General features: G+C 72.5%; 19 protein-coding genes. 11 read left to right on the top strand and 8 right to left on the bottom strand.

Going from position 1 to position 15,605, the window contains the following annotated elements; translation table 11 throughout:
• Positions 1-63: 63 nt before the first annotated feature.
• The 4 genes from ACE4Q9_RS25160 to ACE4Q9_RS25145 all read left to right on the top strand — a co-directional run bounded on the left by ACE4Q9_RS25160 (position 64) and on the right by ACE4Q9_RS25145 (position 3,650).
• Positions 64-939 (top strand): glycerophosphodiester phosphodiesterase, encoded by an 876-nt coding sequence (locus ACE4Q9_RS25160; protein WP_397986506.1) that lies wholly within the window; start codon positions 64-66, stop codon positions 937-939.
• A 157-nt stretch (positions 940-1,096) separates the two neighbouring features.
• Positions 1,097-1,651, top strand: a complete 555-nt coding sequence (locus ACE4Q9_RS25155; protein WP_397986505.1) for a methylated-DNA--[protein]-cysteine S-methyltransferase — start codon at positions 1,097-1,099, stop codon at positions 1,649-1,651.
• A gap of 146 nt (positions 1,652-1,797) precedes the next feature.
• The gene (locus tag ACE4Q9_RS25150; RefSeq protein WP_397986504.1) at positions 1,798-2,706 is read left to right on the top strand and encodes a pseudouridine-5'-phosphate glycosidase; all 909 of its coding nucleotides are present in this window, start codon (positions 1,798-1,800) and stop codon (positions 2,704-2,706) included.
• On the top strand, positions 2,691-3,650 hold the full coding sequence (locus tag ACE4Q9_RS25145) for a carbohydrate kinase family protein (protein WP_397986503.1): 960 nt from the start codon (positions 2,691-2,693) through the stop codon (positions 3,648-3,650). Before ACE4Q9_RS25150 ends, ACE4Q9_RS25145 begins: the two co-directional genes overlap by 16 nt.
• A gap of 114 nt (positions 3,651-3,764) precedes the next feature.
• Here the strand turns inward: ACE4Q9_RS25145 and ACE4Q9_RS25140 are convergent, their stop codons facing one another.
• A complete protein-coding gene (locus ACE4Q9_RS25140) occupies positions 3,765-4,559 on the bottom strand; it encodes a methyltransferase domain-containing protein (RefSeq protein ID WP_397986502.1) in 795 nt (264 codons plus the stop codon).
• A 237-nt stretch (positions 4,560-4,796) separates the two neighbouring features.
• Here ACE4Q9_RS25140 and ACE4Q9_RS25135 point away from each other — a divergent pair, with 237 nt between their 5' ends.
• Positions 4,797-5,924 carry a magnesium and cobalt transport protein CorA gene (locus ACE4Q9_RS25135; RefSeq protein ID WP_397986501.1) on the top strand — a complete coding sequence of 376 codons (1,128 nt, stop codon included), beginning with the start codon at positions 4,797-4,799 and terminating at the stop codon, positions 5,922-5,924.
• 110 nt (positions 5,925-6,034) lie between these two features.
• On the opposite strand, the gene ACE4Q9_RS25130 is transcribed toward ACE4Q9_RS25135, so the two are convergent.
• A complete protein-coding gene (locus ACE4Q9_RS25130) occupies positions 6,035-6,667 on the bottom strand; it encodes a uridine kinase (protein WP_397986500.1) in 633 nt (210 codons plus the stop codon).
• Between the two features lie 142 nt (positions 6,668-6,809).
• On the opposite strand from ACE4Q9_RS25130, the gene ACE4Q9_RS25125 reads away from it, so the two are divergent.
• Positions 6,810-7,508, top strand: a complete 699-nt coding sequence (locus ACE4Q9_RS25125) for a DUF2293 domain-containing protein (protein WP_397986499.1) — start codon at positions 6,810-6,812, stop codon at positions 7,506-7,508.
• Positions 7,509-7,714: 206 nt separating this feature from the next.
• Complete coding sequence (locus ACE4Q9_RS25120) at positions 7,715-9,202, top strand: glutamate synthase subunit beta (protein WP_397986498.1); 1,488 nt, start codon at positions 7,715-7,717, stop codon at positions 9,200-9,202.
• A 94-nt stretch (positions 9,203-9,296) separates the two neighbouring features.
• On the opposite strand, the gene ACE4Q9_RS25115 is transcribed toward ACE4Q9_RS25120, so the two are convergent.
• The 3 genes from ACE4Q9_RS25115 to ACE4Q9_RS25105 form a co-directional block, all read right to left on the bottom strand.
• The gene (locus ACE4Q9_RS25115; protein WP_397986497.1) at positions 9,297-10,106 is read right to left on the bottom strand and encodes an SAM-dependent methyltransferase; all 810 of its coding nucleotides are present in this window, start codon (positions 10,104-10,106) and stop codon (positions 9,297-9,299) included.
• Positions 10,107-10,208: 102 nt separating this feature from the next.
• A complete protein-coding gene (locus ACE4Q9_RS25110) occupies positions 10,209-10,463 on the bottom strand; it encodes a DUF397 domain-containing protein (RefSeq protein ID WP_397986496.1) in 255 nt (84 codons plus the stop codon).
• The gene (locus tag ACE4Q9_RS25105) at positions 10,464-11,324 is read right to left on the bottom strand and encodes a helix-turn-helix domain-containing protein (protein WP_397986495.1); all 861 of its coding nucleotides are present in this window, start codon (positions 11,322-11,324) and stop codon (positions 10,464-10,466) included.
• Positions 11,325-11,550: 226 nt separating this feature from the next.
• Here ACE4Q9_RS25105 and ACE4Q9_RS25100 point away from each other — a divergent pair, with 226 nt between their 5' ends.
• On the top strand, positions 11,551-12,396 hold the full coding sequence (locus tag ACE4Q9_RS25100) for an ATP-binding protein (protein ID WP_397986494.1): 846 nt from the start codon (positions 11,551-11,553) through the stop codon (positions 12,394-12,396).
• A gap of 95 nt (positions 12,397-12,491) precedes the next feature.
• Positions 12,492-12,884 carry a hypothetical protein gene (locus ACE4Q9_RS25095; protein WP_397987320.1) on the top strand — a complete coding sequence of 131 codons (393 nt, stop codon included), beginning with the start codon at positions 12,492-12,494 and terminating at the stop codon, positions 12,882-12,884.
• Between the two features lie 25 nt (positions 12,885-12,909).
• Here the strand turns inward: ACE4Q9_RS25095 and ACE4Q9_RS25090 are convergent, their stop codons facing one another.
• The 3 genes from ACE4Q9_RS25090 to ACE4Q9_RS25080 all read right to left on the bottom strand — a co-directional run bounded on the left by ACE4Q9_RS25090 (position 12,910) and on the right by ACE4Q9_RS25080 (position 14,829).
• Entirely contained in the window at positions 12,910-13,086 is a 177-nt protein-coding gene (locus ACE4Q9_RS25090; RefSeq protein ID WP_397986493.1) for a hypothetical protein, read from the bottom strand.
• A 152-nt stretch (positions 13,087-13,238) separates the two neighbouring features.
• A complete protein-coding gene (locus tag ACE4Q9_RS25085; protein ID WP_397986492.1) occupies positions 13,239-13,883 on the bottom strand; it encodes a DUF899 domain-containing protein in 645 nt (214 codons plus the stop codon).
• 88 nt (positions 13,884-13,971) lie between these two features.
• Positions 13,972-14,829, bottom strand: a complete 858-nt coding sequence (locus ACE4Q9_RS25080) for a nucleotidyltransferase family protein (protein WP_397986491.1) — start codon at positions 14,827-14,829, stop codon at positions 13,972-13,974.
• A 143-nt stretch (positions 14,830-14,972) separates the two neighbouring features.
• On the opposite strand from ACE4Q9_RS25080, the gene ACE4Q9_RS25075 reads away from it, so the two are divergent.
• Both ACE4Q9_RS25075 and ACE4Q9_RS25070 read left to right on the top strand, forming a co-directional pair.
• Positions 14,973-15,152 (top strand): hypothetical protein, encoded by a 180-nt coding sequence (locus ACE4Q9_RS25075; RefSeq protein ID WP_397986490.1) that lies wholly within the window; start codon positions 14,973-14,975, stop codon positions 15,150-15,152.
• Entirely contained in the window at positions 15,149-15,601 is a 453-nt protein-coding gene (locus tag ACE4Q9_RS25070) for a GNAT family N-acetyltransferase (protein ID WP_397986489.1), read from the top strand. Before ACE4Q9_RS25075 ends, ACE4Q9_RS25070 begins: the two co-directional genes overlap by 4 nt.
• The last annotated feature ends 4 nt before the right edge of the window (positions 15,602-15,605 follow it).

The raw sequence follows: 15,605 nt of genomic DNA, 5'->3' as shown, positions 1-15,605 counted from the left end.
CCGGCCCGTGCCATGGGTCGTCGGTCCGGTGCTGTGGGTTTCCGCTCGACGCGAGGAGTAAGCATGCACATGCGCCTGGTCGCCGCGATGGCCGCCGTGGTCCTGGCGGTGTTGTCCGCGGTGGCCCTGGTGGGCCTCACCTCCGACGCCAAGGCGGGCGTCCGGCCGCCCTTGGTGATCGCCCACCGGGGTGCCCCCGCCTACGCTCCCGAGAACACGCTGCCCTCGATCGACGAGGCGGCGCGGCTGGGCTCCACGTGGGTCGAGAACGACGTCCAGCGGACCAAGGACGGCCGGCTGGTGGTCATCCACGACGACACTCTGAAGCGCACCACGAACGCCGAGAAGGTCTTCCCCGGCCGGGCGCCGTGGAAGGTGAAGGACTTCACCGCCGCCGAGATCGCCCGGCTGGACGCGGGAAGCTGGTTCTCCCCCGCCTTCGCGGGCACGCGCGTGCCGACGCTGGAGCAGTACATGCGTCGCGTCGAGCGCAACCACGAGAACCTGCTCCTGGAGGTCAAGAACCCGGAGCTGTATCCGGGCATCGAGCAGCAGATCCTGAAGGTCCTCGGCAACGAGGGCTGGCTGGACCGCGGCCATCTGAAGCGGCTCGTCGTGCAGAGCTTCAGCGCGGACAGCGTGCGGACCGTGCACGAGCTCAAGCCCGCGCTGACCACGGCTTACCTCGGGGCGCCCCCGGTCTCCCAGCTGAAGCAGTACGCGCGCTTCGCCGACCTGATCAATCCGTCGTACGGGTCACTCACCAAGTCGTACGTGTCGGCGGTGCACGGCGTCCGCGGGCCGCACGGCCGGCCGCTCGGGGTGTACGCCTGGACGGTGGACGACAAGGCCACCGCCCGCAAGGTCGCCGGGTACGGCGTCGACGGGATCATCAGCAGCAAGGCGGACGTGGTGCGGGCGGCGCTGGACCCGAAGTGAGCCGAGCCGCGGCCGTGGGCGGGATGCCGGTGCGGGGCCGGGCGGCGGGCGCGGGCGTCGCGGGGCAGGCGGGCCGGATCGGGGGGCGCGGGGGCCCCGGGGGCGGGCCGAGCCGGGGGTGGCGGGCGTTGTCAGTGGTGGGTCGTACTGTGGGCGCATGGACAGCCATGGGCAGGACGAGCAGCGGGTGGTGTGGACCGTCGTCGAGGCCGACATCGGCCCGCTGATGCTGGCGGCGACCAGGAACGGACTGGTCAACGTGGTCTTCCACGCCACCGACGCGGTGCGCGAGCGGGCGCTGGAGCGGCTGGCGGCGCGGTTCGGCAGCGCGCCCGTGGCGGATCCGCAGGCGCCGGTGCTGGCCGAGGCGATACGTCAGCTGCGGGCCTACTTCGCGGGTGAGCGGCAGGACTTCGAGCTGCCGCTGGACTGGTCGCTGATCTCCGGGTTCAACCGGCAGGTGCTGCGGGAGCTGGCGGCCGGGGTGCCGTACGGCAGCGTGGTGGGGTACGGCGATCTCGCCGGCCGGGTCGGGCAGCCCGGCGGGGCGCAGGCGGTGGGCGCGGCGATGGGCGCCAATCCGCTGCCGGTGATCGTGCCGTGCCACCGGGTGGTCGAGCGCGACGGCGGAATCGGGGGGTTCGGAGGCGGGCTGGAGACCAAGCGGCAGTTGCTCGCCCTGGAAGGGGTGCTGCCCGAGCCGCTGTTCTGAGCGGGCGCCCGCCGGATCCGGCCAGGGCCGGTAGCCGTTCGGCCAGGTGTGGCCGCTTCGGGTGCGCCGCCGGGCCCCTGCGGGTTTAGCCGTGGCCGGTGCCCGCCAGGGATAGCGGCAGGGACCGGCGGACAGGAGGCGGCCACATGGTGCTGGTGGTGTCGGAAGAGGTCCGGGAGGCGATCGAGGCACGGCGGCCGGTGGTGGCCCTGGAGTCCACGATCATCGCCCATGGTCTGCCGCGCCCGCGCAATCTACGGGTGGCACTGGAACTGGAGGACGCGGTACGCGCCGAGGGCGTGGTCCCGGCGACCGTCGCCGTGCTCGACGGGCGCCCGCTGATCGGCCTGGACAAGGCACAGCTGGAGCGGGTCGCCGAGGACGGCGGCATCCGCAAGCTGGGCCATCGCGATCTGCCGTTCGCCGTGGCGACGCGGGCGAGCGGGGCGACCACCGTGTCGGCGACCGCGCGGCTGGCCGCGCTGGCGGGCATCCGGGTCTTCGCCACCGGTGGGCTGGGCGGAGTGCACCGGGAGTGGACGGTGACCCAGGACGAGTCGGCCGACCTGGGGCTGCTGGCACGGACCGGAATCACTGTGGTGTGCGCGGGCGTGAAGTCGATCCTGGACGTGCCCGCGACCCTGCAACGGCTGGAGACGCTGGGCGTGCCCGTCGCCGGGTACGGCACGGACCGGTTCCCCGGCTTCTACCTCTCCGACTCGGGGTATCCGGTCGACTGGACGCTGAACGACCCCGAGGAGGCCGCGCAGGTGATGCGGGCCCAGGACGCGCTGGGCGGGCCCGAGTCGGCGCTGATCGTCGCCAACCCGGTGCCGGAGGCGGAACAGCTCGACCCCCAGCTGCACGCGCGTGTGCTCGACGAGGCGCTCGCCGCCTGTGCGGAGCAGGGCGTCACCGGTCAGGCGGTGACGCCGTTCCTCCTCGACTACCTCGTGCGGCACACGGATGGTGCGTCGCTGCGCGCCAACCTGGCGGCGGTGCGCGGCAATGTACGGCTCGGGGCGCGGATCGCCACGGCGTGGGCGCGGGGGTGACCGAGAGCCGTACGGGAGCGCTCCTGGTCGTCGGGGACGTCGTCACGGACGTGGTCGTCCGGCACCGGGGGCCGCTCGCGACCGGCACGGACACCGCCGCGGTGATCCGGACGGTACCGGGTGGCGCGGGTGCCAACGTGGCCTGCTGGGCGGCTCATTCGGGCTGTGCGGACGTACGGCTGCTCGGCCGGGTGGGCGCGGACGCGGCGGAGTGGCACGAGCGGGAGCTGGTCGCGGCCGGGGTGCGACCGCTGCTGGTGACCGACCCGCGGGCGGCGACCGGGACGGTGGTGTGCCTGGTCGACGCGGGCGCGGCGGCCGAACGTACGTTCCTGACGGACAGCGGGGCGTCGTTGCGGCTGGAGCCCGTGGACTGGTCGGACGCGTTGCTCGACGGGGTCGGCTGGCTGCACTTGTCGGGTTATCTACTCTTCACCGAGTCGAGCCGGGCGCTCGCGCGGACCGCGCTCGATGCCGCACGCGCGCGGGGCGTGCCGGTCAGCATGGATCCGGCGTCGGCCGGCTTCCTGCTGGAGCTGGGGGCCGACCGGTTCCTCGCCTTCACCAAGGGGCTGGACGCGCTGCTGCCCAGCCGCGACGAGGCCTGCCTGCTGACGGGGCTGACGGAACCGGCCGACGCGGCGGCGGAGTTGAGCCGCGTCGCCCCGCTGGTGGTGGTCACGGCGGGGGCGGATGGGGCGCTGGTGGCCTGCTCCGGGAGCGCGCCGGTGCGCGTCCCGGCCGTACCGGCGAGCGCGCGGGACACCACGGGTGCCGGCGACGCCTTCACCGGCGCCTTCCTCGCCGCCCTCCTCGCGGGCGCGGACCCGGCAGAGGCGGCGGCGCGGGGGTGCCGGGCGGGCGCGCGGGCGGTGGCCCGGATCGGCGGCAGACCGCCACGTCCGGGGCGGGTGGCCGGGGACGGCGTGGCGCGGAGCGGCTGAGGGGCGGGGTGGCCGACAGAACCGTCGGGCGAGGCGGTTGCGCCGATGCCGGTCGAGCCGGGTACGGGCGGGTTGGCCGCGCGAGAGAAGCCGTGCGCCGCGTCGAGGGGCGGGCTACGCCTTGCGGCCCCACGCCGAGATCATCGGTGCCGTGGTCAGGTCCATGTCGCCGGTCTCGACGTTGGCGAGGTGCTGGTCGATCTCCTCGTCGGTGGCCAGGCCCGCGTCGAGGAGGCGGCCGCGGATCTGGCGCACCGTCGCGGCTTCCAGGGCGGTGCAGGCGGGCGACGCCATGGGGAAGAAGCCGTCGGCCTCGACGTCGCGCAGTCCGGCCTCCCGGAGCAGGCGCGGCAGCCGGCGGCCGTAGGAGAGGTCGGCGCCCCGTTCGGCGAGCAGAGTGCGGAAGCCCTGGCGGAGCCGGTTGGCGAGCCGCTGCTCGGGGCCGTACTCGTCGGGGCAGGTGAGCGGCTGGAGGGCGGGGTCGGCGTCCTCGATCAGCAGCCGGCCGCCGGGCTTCAGCGCCTGGATCATGGACCTCAACGCGCGTGCGCGGTCCGGGACATGGACGAGGACGAGCCGGGCGTGGACCAGGTCGAATCTCTCCTCCGGCGGCTCCTCGGCGCCCACGTCGTGGGTGCGGATCTCCACCGGCGGGCGGTCCACGGGGGCCAGCCGCGAGGTGTCGATGTCGGTGGCGACGACCGCGCCGTCCGGCCCCACCTTCCGTGCGAGCCACGACACCACGGAGGTGCCGCCTGCCCCGACCTCCCAGCAGCGCCAGCCCGGCTCGATACCGAGGGCCTCGATGTGCCGGAAGGTCGTGGGGTCGAACAGGGTGGCGAACGCGTCGAAGCGCTCCCCCGCCTCGCGCTGCCGGTTGTCCAGGAGATACCCGTCGGATGCTGTCATGACGGGCATCATCGCAGGTGACTGGCGGGTCCGGGCGGTCGGCTCCACTGGCACGAGGGGCCGGCTCCGCGGGGGCGCACGGACGGTTCGGCGGAGGAGGGCGGGGGTTTTCCACAGGCGGGAACAAAGCGGAACTCCGTGTTCCCACAGGCTTGCCCGCTCTTTGCCCAGGACTGGCACACTTTCGAGCCAGGGCGCGAAAGCGTCGCAGGGGGAGATCCACACGAGGAGACCCAGATGTCCATGGCAGGGAATCTGCGGAAGGTCACGAAGCTGGGCACGGCCGGCGGCCTGCGCAAGGTCGCTCAGCTGACCCGGCGGCGGCCGCGCGTGGACCTGAGCCATCCCGCCCGCTCGCCGCTGGGCTCCTCCGTGGTCAACTGCGTGACGTACCAGGACGGCATACGGGTACCGCAGTGCACCGATCTACTGGAAGCCGTGCGGATGGTCCGCAAGACCGGCGAGGGCTTCGTCTGGCTGGGGTTGCACGAGCCGACGGACCGCGAGTTCGCGGGCGTCGCCGAGCTGTTCGACCTGCATCCGCTGGCGGTGGAGGACGCGGTCGAGGCTCATCAGCGGCCGAAGCTGGAGCAGTACGGCAACACCCTGTTCGCGGTGTTCAAGACCGTCTGCTACGTGGAGCACGAACGGCTGACCGCGACCAGCGAGGTGGTGAACACCGGCGAGATCATGGCCTTCGTCGGCGAGGACTTCGTCATCACGGTGCGGCACGGCCGGCACGGCTCGCTCGGGCCGCTGCGCGAGGAGCTGGAGGCACACCCGCACCAGCTCTCCAAGGGCCCGGCGGCGGTGCTGCACGCACTGGCGGACCATGTGGTCGACGGCTATCTCAGTGTGACGGACGCGGTGCAGGCCGACATCGACCAGGTGGAGACGGAGGTGTTCTCGGAAGGGGGTGCGCGGCTCGATCCGGGGCGCATCTACCAGATGAAGCGTGAACTGCTGGAGCTGAAGCGGGCGGTGATGCCGCTGGCCCGCCCCGTGGAGAACCTGGCCACCCGACCCCTGCGGGTGGTCGCCCCCGACATACAGGCGTACTTCCGGGATGTGCTCGACCACCTGACCCGCGCCACGGAGCAGATAGCCGCCTTCGACGAACTGCTCAACTCCATCCTCCAGGCACACCTCGCGCAGGTGACGGTCGCGCAGAACGAGGACATGCGGAAGATCACGGCATGGGCGGCCGTGATCGCCGTACCGACCATGGTGTGCGGGTTGTACGGCATGAACTTCGACCACATGCCGGAGCTGCACTGGCGGTTCGGCTATCCGCTGGCCATGGGGGTGATGGCGGCGGCGTGCCTGGCGCTGTACCGGGGGTTCCGCCGCAACGGCTGGCTCTGAGCCGCGACGACCGCCCTGACCGGCGGCACACGGGGCGACGGGCGGGTGCCGATGGTCCGGCACGGACCGTGCGGGCGACGCGGCCGTTCCGGTGCGGCGATCGCCGGAGGTCAGCCGCGCCAGGCGGGGTGGCGTGGATCGTCGGCGCGGACGAGGACGTCCGCCGTGGTGGCCGGGTCGGTCTCCGTCTCGTAGCGCGCGAAGGCGGGGAGCGTCCAGTGATCGGTTTCGGGAGTACGGCGGCGCAGAGCGGCCGGGGACAGGAGGACGTGGACGGTCAGGTCGAACGGGAACCAGTGGCGCAGCAGAAGGGGGCCGTGGAGCAACAGGACGCCACCGGGAGGGAGTTGGATGTACGGGCTGCGGGTGGCGCGGTCGGTGTCCGGGTCCCACAGGTCGGGCAGGACGCGCCCGCTGCCGCCGGGGTCGAGCGGGCCGAACACCTCGCGCCACAGGGCGCCTGTGTCGTACCAGCCGCCGTAGTACGACTCCGCGTCGCGCCGTCCGTGCTCCAGGCGCAGTGAGGCGGGGCGCAGAAAGCCCTCCGCTCCGACCACCAGCGAAGGCCGGCCGCGCACCCGGAGCGCCTCACCGACCCGCTCAGCCAGGTCTCCGGGGCGGGCGGCCGGGGCCCCGTCGAAGGCGACGCGCAGCCACGCGCCACCGTCGGCCGGCACCGACCCGGCAAGCCGGTCGGCGAGCAGTCCGGCGAGCCGTTCCCAGGTGATCGCTTCGAGTCGCACGGGGCCATGATGCCGGGTGCGGGAAGGGGGGCGGGTGGGGGCGAGGGGCCCTATGCCGTGGAATGGATTAATGAGGACCAGGTTGAACGGCCGGTCCGTCTCGAGGAAAGCCAGCGCACCGAAACGGGGGAAAGAAACAAGCATGGAGACCCCTTCAACTCCCCGCCCCTCGCGCGGGCTTGTCGTCATTCAGCCCATCAAGCACCAGCGCTGTTCCGCCTGCCGGCGTGGGCCGCTGTCGCTACTGGTGCTGGAGGACGGCGCTCCTCGCTGCCTGGGCTGCGCGGATCTCGGGCACCTGGTTCTGCTGCCGCGCGGTGACACGGCGCTCACTCGCAGGTCGCGGGAGGAGAGCGCGTTGTCGGCGGTGGTGGTGCGGTTCAACCGGCGCAAGGGCCGTTACGAGCGGCAAGGTGTGCTCGTGGAGGAGGCGGCGCTGGCGCGGGCCGAGGAGCGGTGCCTGGCGGACGCGGAGGCCCGGCGCCGGCGGCGGGCGCGGGACGCGCGGCGCAGGGGGGTGGAGGACGAGCGGTTCGCGGCGGCGTTCGCGGCGGAGATACTCCGGCTGTTCCCGGGCTGCCCGGCGGAGCGGGCGCGGGCGATCGCGGCGCATGCCTCCGTGCGGGGCAGCGGACGGGTGGGGCGCAGTGCGGCGGGGCGGGCGCTGTCCGAGGGCGCGGTGATCTCGGCGGTCGTGGCGGGCGTACGGCATGGGGACACGCCGTACGACCAGCTGCTGATGAGCGGGGTGCCACGGTACGAGGCCCGGCGCCGGATCACCCCCGTCGTGGAGGGAGTGCTGCGGGCGTGGCAGGGGGGCGGGGAAGCGGGCGTGGGCTGAGGCGCCGGGGAGGCGGCACCCCCGGCTACAGAAGGTGACCTTGGCTAGGGCTGCGATGCCCACCGGCCCCGTCCGCACCCCGTCGGCCGCCCTGCGCCGCCCTCCCCGCAGTCGTATCGTGGCCGGAAGAGTGCCGACATGTGCCGTCCGGTGGCGTATGGCCGGTCGGGCGGCCGGTGCGGGGTGCCCAGGCGAGGAAGATGATCATGGCCGATCCCAAGGGGTTCATGACCACGCCGCGTCAGGAGTGGGCGCGGCGGCCCGCCGGGGAGCGGGTGCGGGACTGGGACGAGGTGTATGTGCCGGGGGCGCTGCTGCCGATCATCAGCAAGCAGGCGGACCGGTGCATGGACTGCGGGGTCCCCTTCTGCCATGACGCCTGTCCGCTGGGCAATCTCATCCCCGAGTGGAACGACCTGGTGGCCCGCGAGGACTGGCGGGCGGCGAGCGACCGGCTGCACGCGACGAACAACTTCCCCGAGTTCACCGGGCGGCTGTGTCCGGCGCCCTGTGAGGCGGGGTGTGTGCTGGCGATCAACCAGCCGGCCGTCACCATCAAGAACGTCGAGTGCGCGATCGCCGACCGGGCCTGGGAAGAGGGGTTCGTGCCGGCGTGGCCGCCGGAGCGGCTGTCGGGGAAGACGGTCGCCGTCATCGGCTCCGGGCCCACCGGGCTCGCGGCCGCGCAGCAGTTGACGCGGGCCGGGCACACGGTCGCGGTGTACGAGAGGGACGACCGGATCGGTGGGCTGATGCGGTACGGCATCCCCTCGTTCAAGATGGAGAAGCGGCATCTGGAGCGGCGCCTGGAGCAGATGCGGGCGGAGGGGACGAGGTTTCGCGCATCGGTGTCGGTGGGCCGGGACGTCGACGCGGCGGAGCTGCGGACACGGTACGACGCGGTGGTGCTCGCCACGGGCGCCACGGCGTGGCGGGAACTTCCGGTGCCGGGCCGGGAGTTGGAGGGGATACATCAGGCGATGCGGTATCTGCCGCTTTCCAACCGGGTGGGCGAGGGGGATCTAAAGGTTTCGCCGTTGTCGGCGGCGGGGCGGCATGTGGTGATCGTCGGCGGCGGGGACACCGGGGCGGACTGTCTGGGCACGGCGGTGCGGGAGGGCGCCGCGTCGGTGACCCAGCTGGACATCTACGCGCAGCTGGGGGCGGAGCGCGACGAGTACGCGGAGCCGTGGCCGACGTATCCGAAGGTCTACCGGCTGTCGCCCGCGCACGAGGAGGCGGCGGAGCTGCGGACGGCGCCTGCGGCGGACGCGGACGCGCGGTTGTTCGCGGCGTCGACGCTGCGTTTCACCGGGGACGAGGGCGGGCATGTGCGGGCGCTCGAACTGGTGGAGGTGGACGAGCGGCGACAGCCGGTGCCGGGGACCGAGCGGACGATCCCGGCGGATCTGGTGCTGCTCGCGCTGGGGTTCTCGGGGCCGGACCGGGAGGACGGGCTGGTCGAGCAGTTGGGGCTGGCGCTCGACGCGCGGGGCACGATCGCCCGTGACGTCGGTTTCGCCACCAACGTTCCGGGGGTGTTCGCAGCCGGGGACGCGGCGCGCGGGCAGTCCTTGATCGTGTGGGCGATCGCGGAGGGGCGGGCGGTGGCGGCGGCCGTCGACCGGTATCTGACGGGCAGTTCGCAGCTGCCCGCACCGATCTCGCCCGGAGACAAGCCGATGCGGGTGTGAGCCGGGGGCGCCTGCCCGCCCGTGGGCACCCGCCGCACTCACCGACCAGGGCTTACGCCCCCCGGCTCGCACACCCCCGCTTACGGCTTACGGCTTACGGCTTACGAGCCACCGCACCGTATCCGGGAATCACCCCGTCGTCCTGACCCGGCACCGGCTCGCCGAGCTCCGGGTGCCACTTGTGGACGATCTCGACGCCGGGCTCGACGAGTTCGAGGCCGTCGAAGAAGCGGGTGAACTCCGCGCGGGAGCGCAGGGCGATGGTGATGCCGGCGCTCTTGAGTTTGTCGGTGGCGGTGGCGGACTCCTCCGGGGTGAAGTCGGCGGTGGCGTGGGTCATCATCAGGTAGCTGCCGGAGGGCAGTTCGGACAGCAGCCGGCGGACGAGTTCGTGCGCGCCGTCCGCGTCCGTGATGAAGTGCAGCAGGGCGATCAGGGAGAGGGCGACCGGCTGCTTCAGATCGAGGACCTCGCGGGCGCCGGCGATGATCGCGTCCGGGTCGCGCACATCGGCCTGGAGGTACTCGGTGGCACCCTGGGGCGTGCTGCGCAGCAGGGCGGCCGCGTGGGCGAGCACGATCGGGTCGTTGTCACAGTAGACGACACGGGCGTCGGGCGCGACCTCCTGGGCGACCTGGTGCAGGTTCGGCTCGGTCGGTATGCCGGTGCCGATGTCCAGGAACTGCCGTACGCCCTGCTTTGCCAGCCACCTCGTGGCGCGGTGCATGAAGGCGCGGTTGACCCGTGCCATGACCGGCACGCGAGGTTCGAGCGCCAGCATCTGGCGGCCCATTTCCTCGTCGACGGGGTAGTTGTCCTTGCCCCCGAGGTACCAGTCGTACATCCGTGCGGGATGCGGCTTGCTGGTGTCGATCTCGATGGCCGTCGGGTCCTGCCCGCTCATGCGGCACTCCGTAAGCGTCTGTGGTGATGGTCGGTTGAGCCTGTTGGTCAAGCCTGTTGTCAGGAGCAGAAGTCGAGCAAGTAACAACACAAGCGACACGTGTCAGGAAAGCAGGAAGTCGGCCTCCCCCGCCTTGGCTCCCTCTATGAAGGCGGTCATCTCGTCCGTGGTATAGATCAGGGCCGGTCCGTCGGGATCCGTGGACTGGCGTACGGCGATGCGGCCGTCGGCCAGTTTCATCGCCTCCAGGCAGTTGCCGCCGTTGCCGCCGCTCCAGGGCTTGTGCCAGCCCTCGCTGCCCAGCTCCCGTGCGGGCATGCCGTTGTAGACGCGGGAACGCGGCTCGATGCGTTTCATTCACAGCTCCTTGCAGAGATCCTGGAGGATCTCTTTCGTGCGTTGCGCCGTGGCGGCCTGCGCCGCCATGCGGTCCATGACCTCGAGGTGGGTCGCCACCTCGGCGCGCGCGTCGAGGTAGACCGCGCCGGTCAGGTACTCGCTGTAGACCATGTCCGGCAGTTCTGACATGGCGAATCGGAACAGCACGAAGGGCCCGTACGTCCCCGGATGCGGGCCGTTCTCGAACGGGACGACCTGGAGCGTCACGTTCGGCAGGCTCGCGGCCTCGATGAGCCGTTCGAACTGGGCGCGCATCACCTCGGGGCCGCCGACCGGGCGGCGCAGGGCGGTCTCGTCCATCACGGCCCAGAACCGGGGCGCGTCGGGGCGCCGGAGGAGTTCCTGGCGGCGCATGCGCAGCGCGACATGGCGCTCGATGTCGTCCGGGCTGGTCTGGCCGATCGCCCCGGATCTGAGCACTCCGCGCGCGTAGTCCTCGGTCTGGAGCAGTCCGGGGACGAAGTGCGGCTCGTAGGAGCGGATGAGGCTCGCGGCGCCCTCCAGGCTGACGTACATGGAGAACCAGTTCGGCAGGATGTCGTGGAAACGCTGCCACCAGCCGGGGCGGTTGGCCTCCTCGGCCAACTGGACGAAGGCCTCGGCCTCCTCGTCGGGGACGCCGTAGGCCTTCAGCAGCAGCTGGAGGTAGGGAATCTTGAGGGCGACCTCGGCCATCTCCATACGGCGGACGGTCGCGGGGGCGACGCGCAGAACCCGCGCGGCGTCCTCACGCTTGAGCCCGGCGCGTTCCCGCAGGTCCAGCAGGCGCCGCCCGAGGACCACCTGACCCACCGTCGGCGCGGACCGCGGTTCGCTCACGCTCCCACCTCCACCGAAAGCCTTCTTCCGAAGGAACCCTGACAGCCCTGCGGCGCCGTTCGAAGACTCACTCGGAGATCGGGTCGGACCCCCGATGGACCCAATTGGCGCCGCTCGACGTGCTGTTGCGAGCAGTGTGCCACGGCGCCTGACCGAGTCACAGCGCACTCTGTATTTTTCAGAGTGACCCTTGCCAAGTGTCCGCGGCGGGGCGATAGTGGCAGGCGTGATTCCGTCCGCGCCTTCAGGAACAGAAGCCGCCGGGGACCGCCCCGGTCACGGCGCCGCGACGGCTGCGGTCCCTCGGGGCGCCGCCGTCGAGCGCCGGTTCCGCTTCGAGCTGGCCGCGCATCCGGGTTCCGTCGCCCGGGCCCGGCGCCTGGCGCAGGCCCGGCTGACCGGCTGGTCGGTGTGCGCGGACACCTGTGACAGCGCGGCTCTGGTCATATCGGAGCTGGTGACCAACGCGATCGTGCACACCGCCAGCGAGCGGGTCGTGTGCGAGCTGCATGACCGGGACGGCCTGGTGCGCATCGCCGTACGCGACGAGGGCTGCGCCCCCGGCGAGCCCCACCCGTCCCCGCAGCGCCCCGACGAGGAGCACGGGAGGGGGTTGCTCCTCGTCGAGGCGCTGTGCCGGTCCTGGAGCGCGCAGGAGCACGGCTCCGGACTGCTGGTCTGGGCCGAGCTGGCGCGGGACGAGGTGCCTCCGGGTTCCACCGGGCCGCGCGCCGACCTGGGCTGGGGTGCGGCCCGCCCCAAACCGGACCGGCCGGACGGCTCCGACGGCGACGAACAGACCGAGGACCACGGCATGGAGCACCACAGGGCCCCTGGCACGGACCACGGCTTGGACCACGGTATGGACGGTGAAATGGGTACCGACCGAGTCGGGGACGCGCTGGAGCAGCCCGCGCTCCGGGTACCGGCGCAGCATCCTCCGCACGAGGCGTCCGGCCGGCCCCCGCGGCGGACCCCGGACCACCGGTGGCACGGGGCGCAGGAGCGGTACGGCGTGCCGGAGCGCCGACCGCACCGGGCCCCCGAGCAGCGTCTGCGGGAGCGGCCGTGACCGGCGCGGCGGGCCGGGGGCGACACGGCGTCCGGGGTTCCGGCAGGCGCCTCGACGTCCGCCTGGAGGCCGCGGGGTTCGAGCGGGCGATCGGAATGGACACCCTGGTACGACTACAGCGCCGCCGCCCCGCCTCGGAGCCGCTCAACCGGCTCCAGGTGCCGGAGGGCATGACGGTGCCGCTCGGCTGCGATGCCGTGGGGGTGCCCGACCGGCTCGGGCCGCTCGTCGTGTCGCGGCTGCCGCGGCTGGGATGTGTGTACGCCGACGACGCCCACTGGTGGTGGCTCGTCCCCTCGGACTCCGACTACGCCCTGCCATGGCCGGAGCCCGCTCAGTACGCTCCGGGTGCCCTGGTCAGGGGCGCCGCCCGGCTGGTCCACCGTCCGGGGTGTACGGCGCCGTACACCCCGCCGATCCCCCTCTACCTGGCGCTGTGCCGGGCGACGGGCACGGCTCCGGACTGGTCGCGCACCGTCACCGCGTAAGCGCGTCGTCATCGCCGCGCGCGGCTCACTTGACCGTTTCGCTCCCCCGCACGATCACCAGGAACGCGTCCGTCGCGAGGTCCATGACGACCTCCGCGGGCAGGCCCTCCAGACGCCGCGCGTGCGCGAACTCCTCGGCGGGCCAGGATCCGCGCGGGCCCCCGGCGGGAAAGCGTTCGAGCACCGTTCTCCCGTTCACCATCGCGTACCTCCACAAAGCGTCGTCCTGCTTGAATGAACGCTTCGTGGGGGCCGAACGCTTCGCCCGGTGACCCGACTGAGACATGCCTGACACGAATCCGGCAGGGATCGTGACGATTCGGTCACTTATCGACACGCAGCGTGCTGTGCGTGTCAGAACTCGTACTCGTCGTGCAGGCGCAGCGCCTCGCTCCCCGCGGGGTGGCGGCCGAGGGCAGTCAGGTCGAGGAGGGCGGTGGTGGTTCCGAGTCCGTCCAGGTCCGCGTCGTACACCGAGTAGGTGTGGAAGACCCGGTCGCGCTCGCGCAGGAAGCAGCTCAGGCCCGGCCGCTCGACCGGTTCTCCGCCGTCCCGCACGGTGGCCCCGAAGTCCTCGGCGAAGTCGCCCGTAGACGAGGAGTACCAGGGCACCGCCCAGCCCATCCGCGCCTTGAACGGCAGGATGCGGGTGAACGGCGCCCGCGAGACGGCCGCGAACGAGGTGTCGCGGGCGCGCAGATGGGCGAGGTGGCCGACCTGGTCAAGGAAGGCGGCGCAGCACGGGCAGCCGGTCGTCCACTCGGGGGCGAACATGAAGTGGTGGACGACGAGTTGGGAGCGCCCCTCGAAGAGGTCGAGGAGGGTGGCCTTGCCGTCGCCGCCCTCGAAGAGGTACTCCGGGTCGACCTCGACCATGGGCAGCCGCCGCCGCTCGGCGCCGAGAGCCTCGCGCGCCCGTCTGACCGCCTCCTCCCGGTGCCGCAACTCCTCCCGCGCGGCGCGCCATTGCTCGCGCGAGACGATCTCCGGTAGCGACATGGGCCCTCCTGTCCGACGGTCGGTTCGTGGTGGTGACCGGCGGCGGTGGCGGAACTCATCGCCCAGGCGGGGATTTTCTCCGGTGGGTTTACGACGGCGCTGTTCGCCAAGTCGTACTCAGTGCCCCGGCGATGATCTCCTCGGCCCTGGTGACGGCCGTGACCAGGGCGTCGGGGGTGGCCCCCAGCCGGCCCGTCACCTCGTCGAACTCCCGTAGTCCGGCCCGCTCCAGCAGCCGTTTCTCGTTGGTGACCCACTCGCCGCGGGCCGCGAGGACCGCGTGGGCCGCCTGGGCAGCGGCGGCGGCGAGGGCACCCGCCGTCTCGGTGAGGCGGCCGTGGGGCGCGTGGTTGGCCTTGGCGTAGTCCAGGGTCGCGCGGGCGGTGCCGCCCCAGCGCTCGGCGGCGGTACGACGCAGCCGCTCGGGGTAGCCGGCCGGGCGGGGCAGCTCGCCGCGAAGGACCTGGTTGAGGGCGAGCTCGGCGACGATCAGGTAGGTGGGGATGCCGACGAGGTGGAACAGCAGCGGCTCCACCCGGAACCGTCCCTGTTCCGCCTCGGCCAGCTCGTGTTCCACGACATCCAGGTCGCGGTAGTGCACATCGACGCGGCGTCCGTCGATGGTCAGCCAGGCGCCGCCGTTGAAGACGCCGCCGCCCCAGCCGCCGAGTTCGCCGATCTCGCCGGGCCAGCCGAGGGCGCACAGGTCGGCGGGGGCGAAGGGGCCGCGGTAGTAGACCGCGAGGTCCCAGTCACTGTCCGGGCGGTGGGTGCCCTGGGCGCGGGAGCCGCCGAGGGCCACCGCGCGGACGGTGGGAAGCGCGGCCAGCCGGTCGGCGGTGTCGGAGAGGAAGCCGGAGTCGGAGTCGGGGACGCGGTCGGGTCCGGGGCCGCCGGGGAGGGGGCCGGCTGCTCCGGGACGGGTGTCCGGGTCGGGAGGAGGCATGGGGCCAGTCTGTGTCATGGTCCGCCGGGTGCGCTCGCGGGCTTCCCCATGTCCCCTGCCGCGCCGGGAAAATGGGGTGCGCGCGCATCCGTCGAAGGCCGATGATCGGGAGATTGTCCGCTGACCGTCGTAGGAGCAGCTCCGTGATCCAGCGCGTCACCGTCCCCGCTCTTCTTCCACCGCCCGCCTACTCACCCGGTGAGATCGTCGGACCGGGCGATCCGGTGCGCCAGGCCGAGCAGTTCCTGGAGTTCACGGCGGTGGTGCCGGACGACGCGCAGGCCGAAGCGCGGGGCCGGGAAAACGAAGGGGTACGACGATGACCGGTGTCGTCCTCCGGCGGGCGCGGGCCGCCGACGCGCGGGCCGCCGCCGATGTCTGGCTGCGCTCCTTCGCCGCCGCGCTGCCCACGGTCGTCCGGCCGCACACCGACGACGACGTCCGCGACTACTTCCGGGACGTCGTCGTGCCGTTGCGGGAGACCTGGGTGGCGGAGGAGGACGGAGAGCGGATCATCGGGGTGATGGTGCTCGACGGACAGCTGCTGTCCCAGCTGTATCTGGAGCCGGACCGGCGGGGGCTGGGGCTCGGGGACCGGTTCGTCGCGCTGGCCAAGGAGCGCAGCCCGCAGGGGCTGACCCTGTGGACCTTCCAGGTCAACAAGCCCGCCCACCGCTTCTACGAACGCCACGGTTTCCTCGTCGCCGAGTCCACGGACGGCAGCGACAACGAGGAGCGGGAACCGGATGTGCGGTACGTCTGGCGGCCCTGAACCG

Origin of the sequence: Streptomyces sp. AM6-12 (assembly GCF_044327085.1) — a bacterium.
Taxonomy (GTDB): Bacteria; Actinomycetota; Actinomycetes; order Streptomycetales; family Streptomycetaceae; genus Streptomyces.
Note: the sequence above shows the minus strand (reverse complement) of the source record. Positions and strands in the feature narration are given on the sequence as shown.

Excerpts from the sequence above, each read along its gene's own strand:
- ACE4Q9_RS25160 (WP_397986506.1), top strand. The coding sequence starts at position 64 with ATGCACATGCGCCTGGTCGCCGCGATGGCCGCCGTGGTCCTGGCGGTG.
- ACE4Q9_RS25155 (WP_397986505.1), top strand. The coding sequence starts at position 1,097 with ATGGACAGCCATGGGCAGGACGAGCAGCGGGTGGTGTGGACCGTCGTC.
- ACE4Q9_RS25150 (WP_397986504.1), top strand. The coding sequence starts at position 1,798 with ATGGTGCTGGTGGTGTCGGAAGAGGTCCGGGAGGCGATCGAGGCACGG.
- ACE4Q9_RS25140 (WP_397986502.1), bottom strand. The coding sequence starts at position 4,559 with ATGACAGCATCCGACGGGTATCTCCTGGACAACCGGCAGCGCGAGGCG.
- ACE4Q9_RS25135 (WP_397986501.1), top strand. The coding sequence starts at position 4,797 with ATGTCCATGGCAGGGAATCTGCGGAAGGTCACGAAGCTGGGCACGGCC.
- ACE4Q9_RS25125 (WP_397986499.1), top strand. The coding sequence starts at position 6,810 with ATGGAGACCCCTTCAACTCCCCGCCCCTCGCGCGGGCTTGTCGTCATT.
- ACE4Q9_RS25120 (WP_397986498.1), top strand. The coding sequence starts at position 7,715 with ATGGCCGATCCCAAGGGGTTCATGACCACGCCGCGTCAGGAGTGGGCG.
- ACE4Q9_RS25115 (WP_397986497.1), bottom strand. The coding sequence starts at position 10,106 with ATGAGCGGGCAGGACCCGACGGCCATCGAGATCGACACCAGCAAGCCG.
- ACE4Q9_RS25110 (WP_397986496.1), bottom strand. The coding sequence starts at position 10,463 with ATGAAACGCATCGAGCCGCGTTCCCGCGTCTACAACGGCATGCCCGCA.
- ACE4Q9_RS25095 (WP_397987320.1), top strand. The coding sequence starts at position 12,492 with ATGGACACCCTGGTACGACTACAGCGCCGCCGCCCCGCCTCGGAGCCG.
- ACE4Q9_RS25090 (WP_397986493.1), bottom strand. The coding sequence starts at position 13,086 with ATGGTGAACGGGAGAACGGTGCTCGAACGCTTTCCCGCCGGGGGCCCG.
- ACE4Q9_RS25085 (WP_397986492.1), bottom strand. The coding sequence starts at position 13,883 with ATGTCGCTACCGGAGATCGTCTCGCGCGAGCAATGGCGCGCCGCGCGG.
- ACE4Q9_RS25080 (WP_397986491.1), bottom strand. The coding sequence starts at position 14,829 with ATGCCTCCTCCCGACCCGGACACCCGTCCCGGAGCAGCCGGCCCCCTC.
- ACE4Q9_RS25070 (WP_397986489.1), top strand. The coding sequence starts at position 15,149 with ATGACCGGTGTCGTCCTCCGGCGGGCGCGGGCCGCCGACGCGCGGGCC.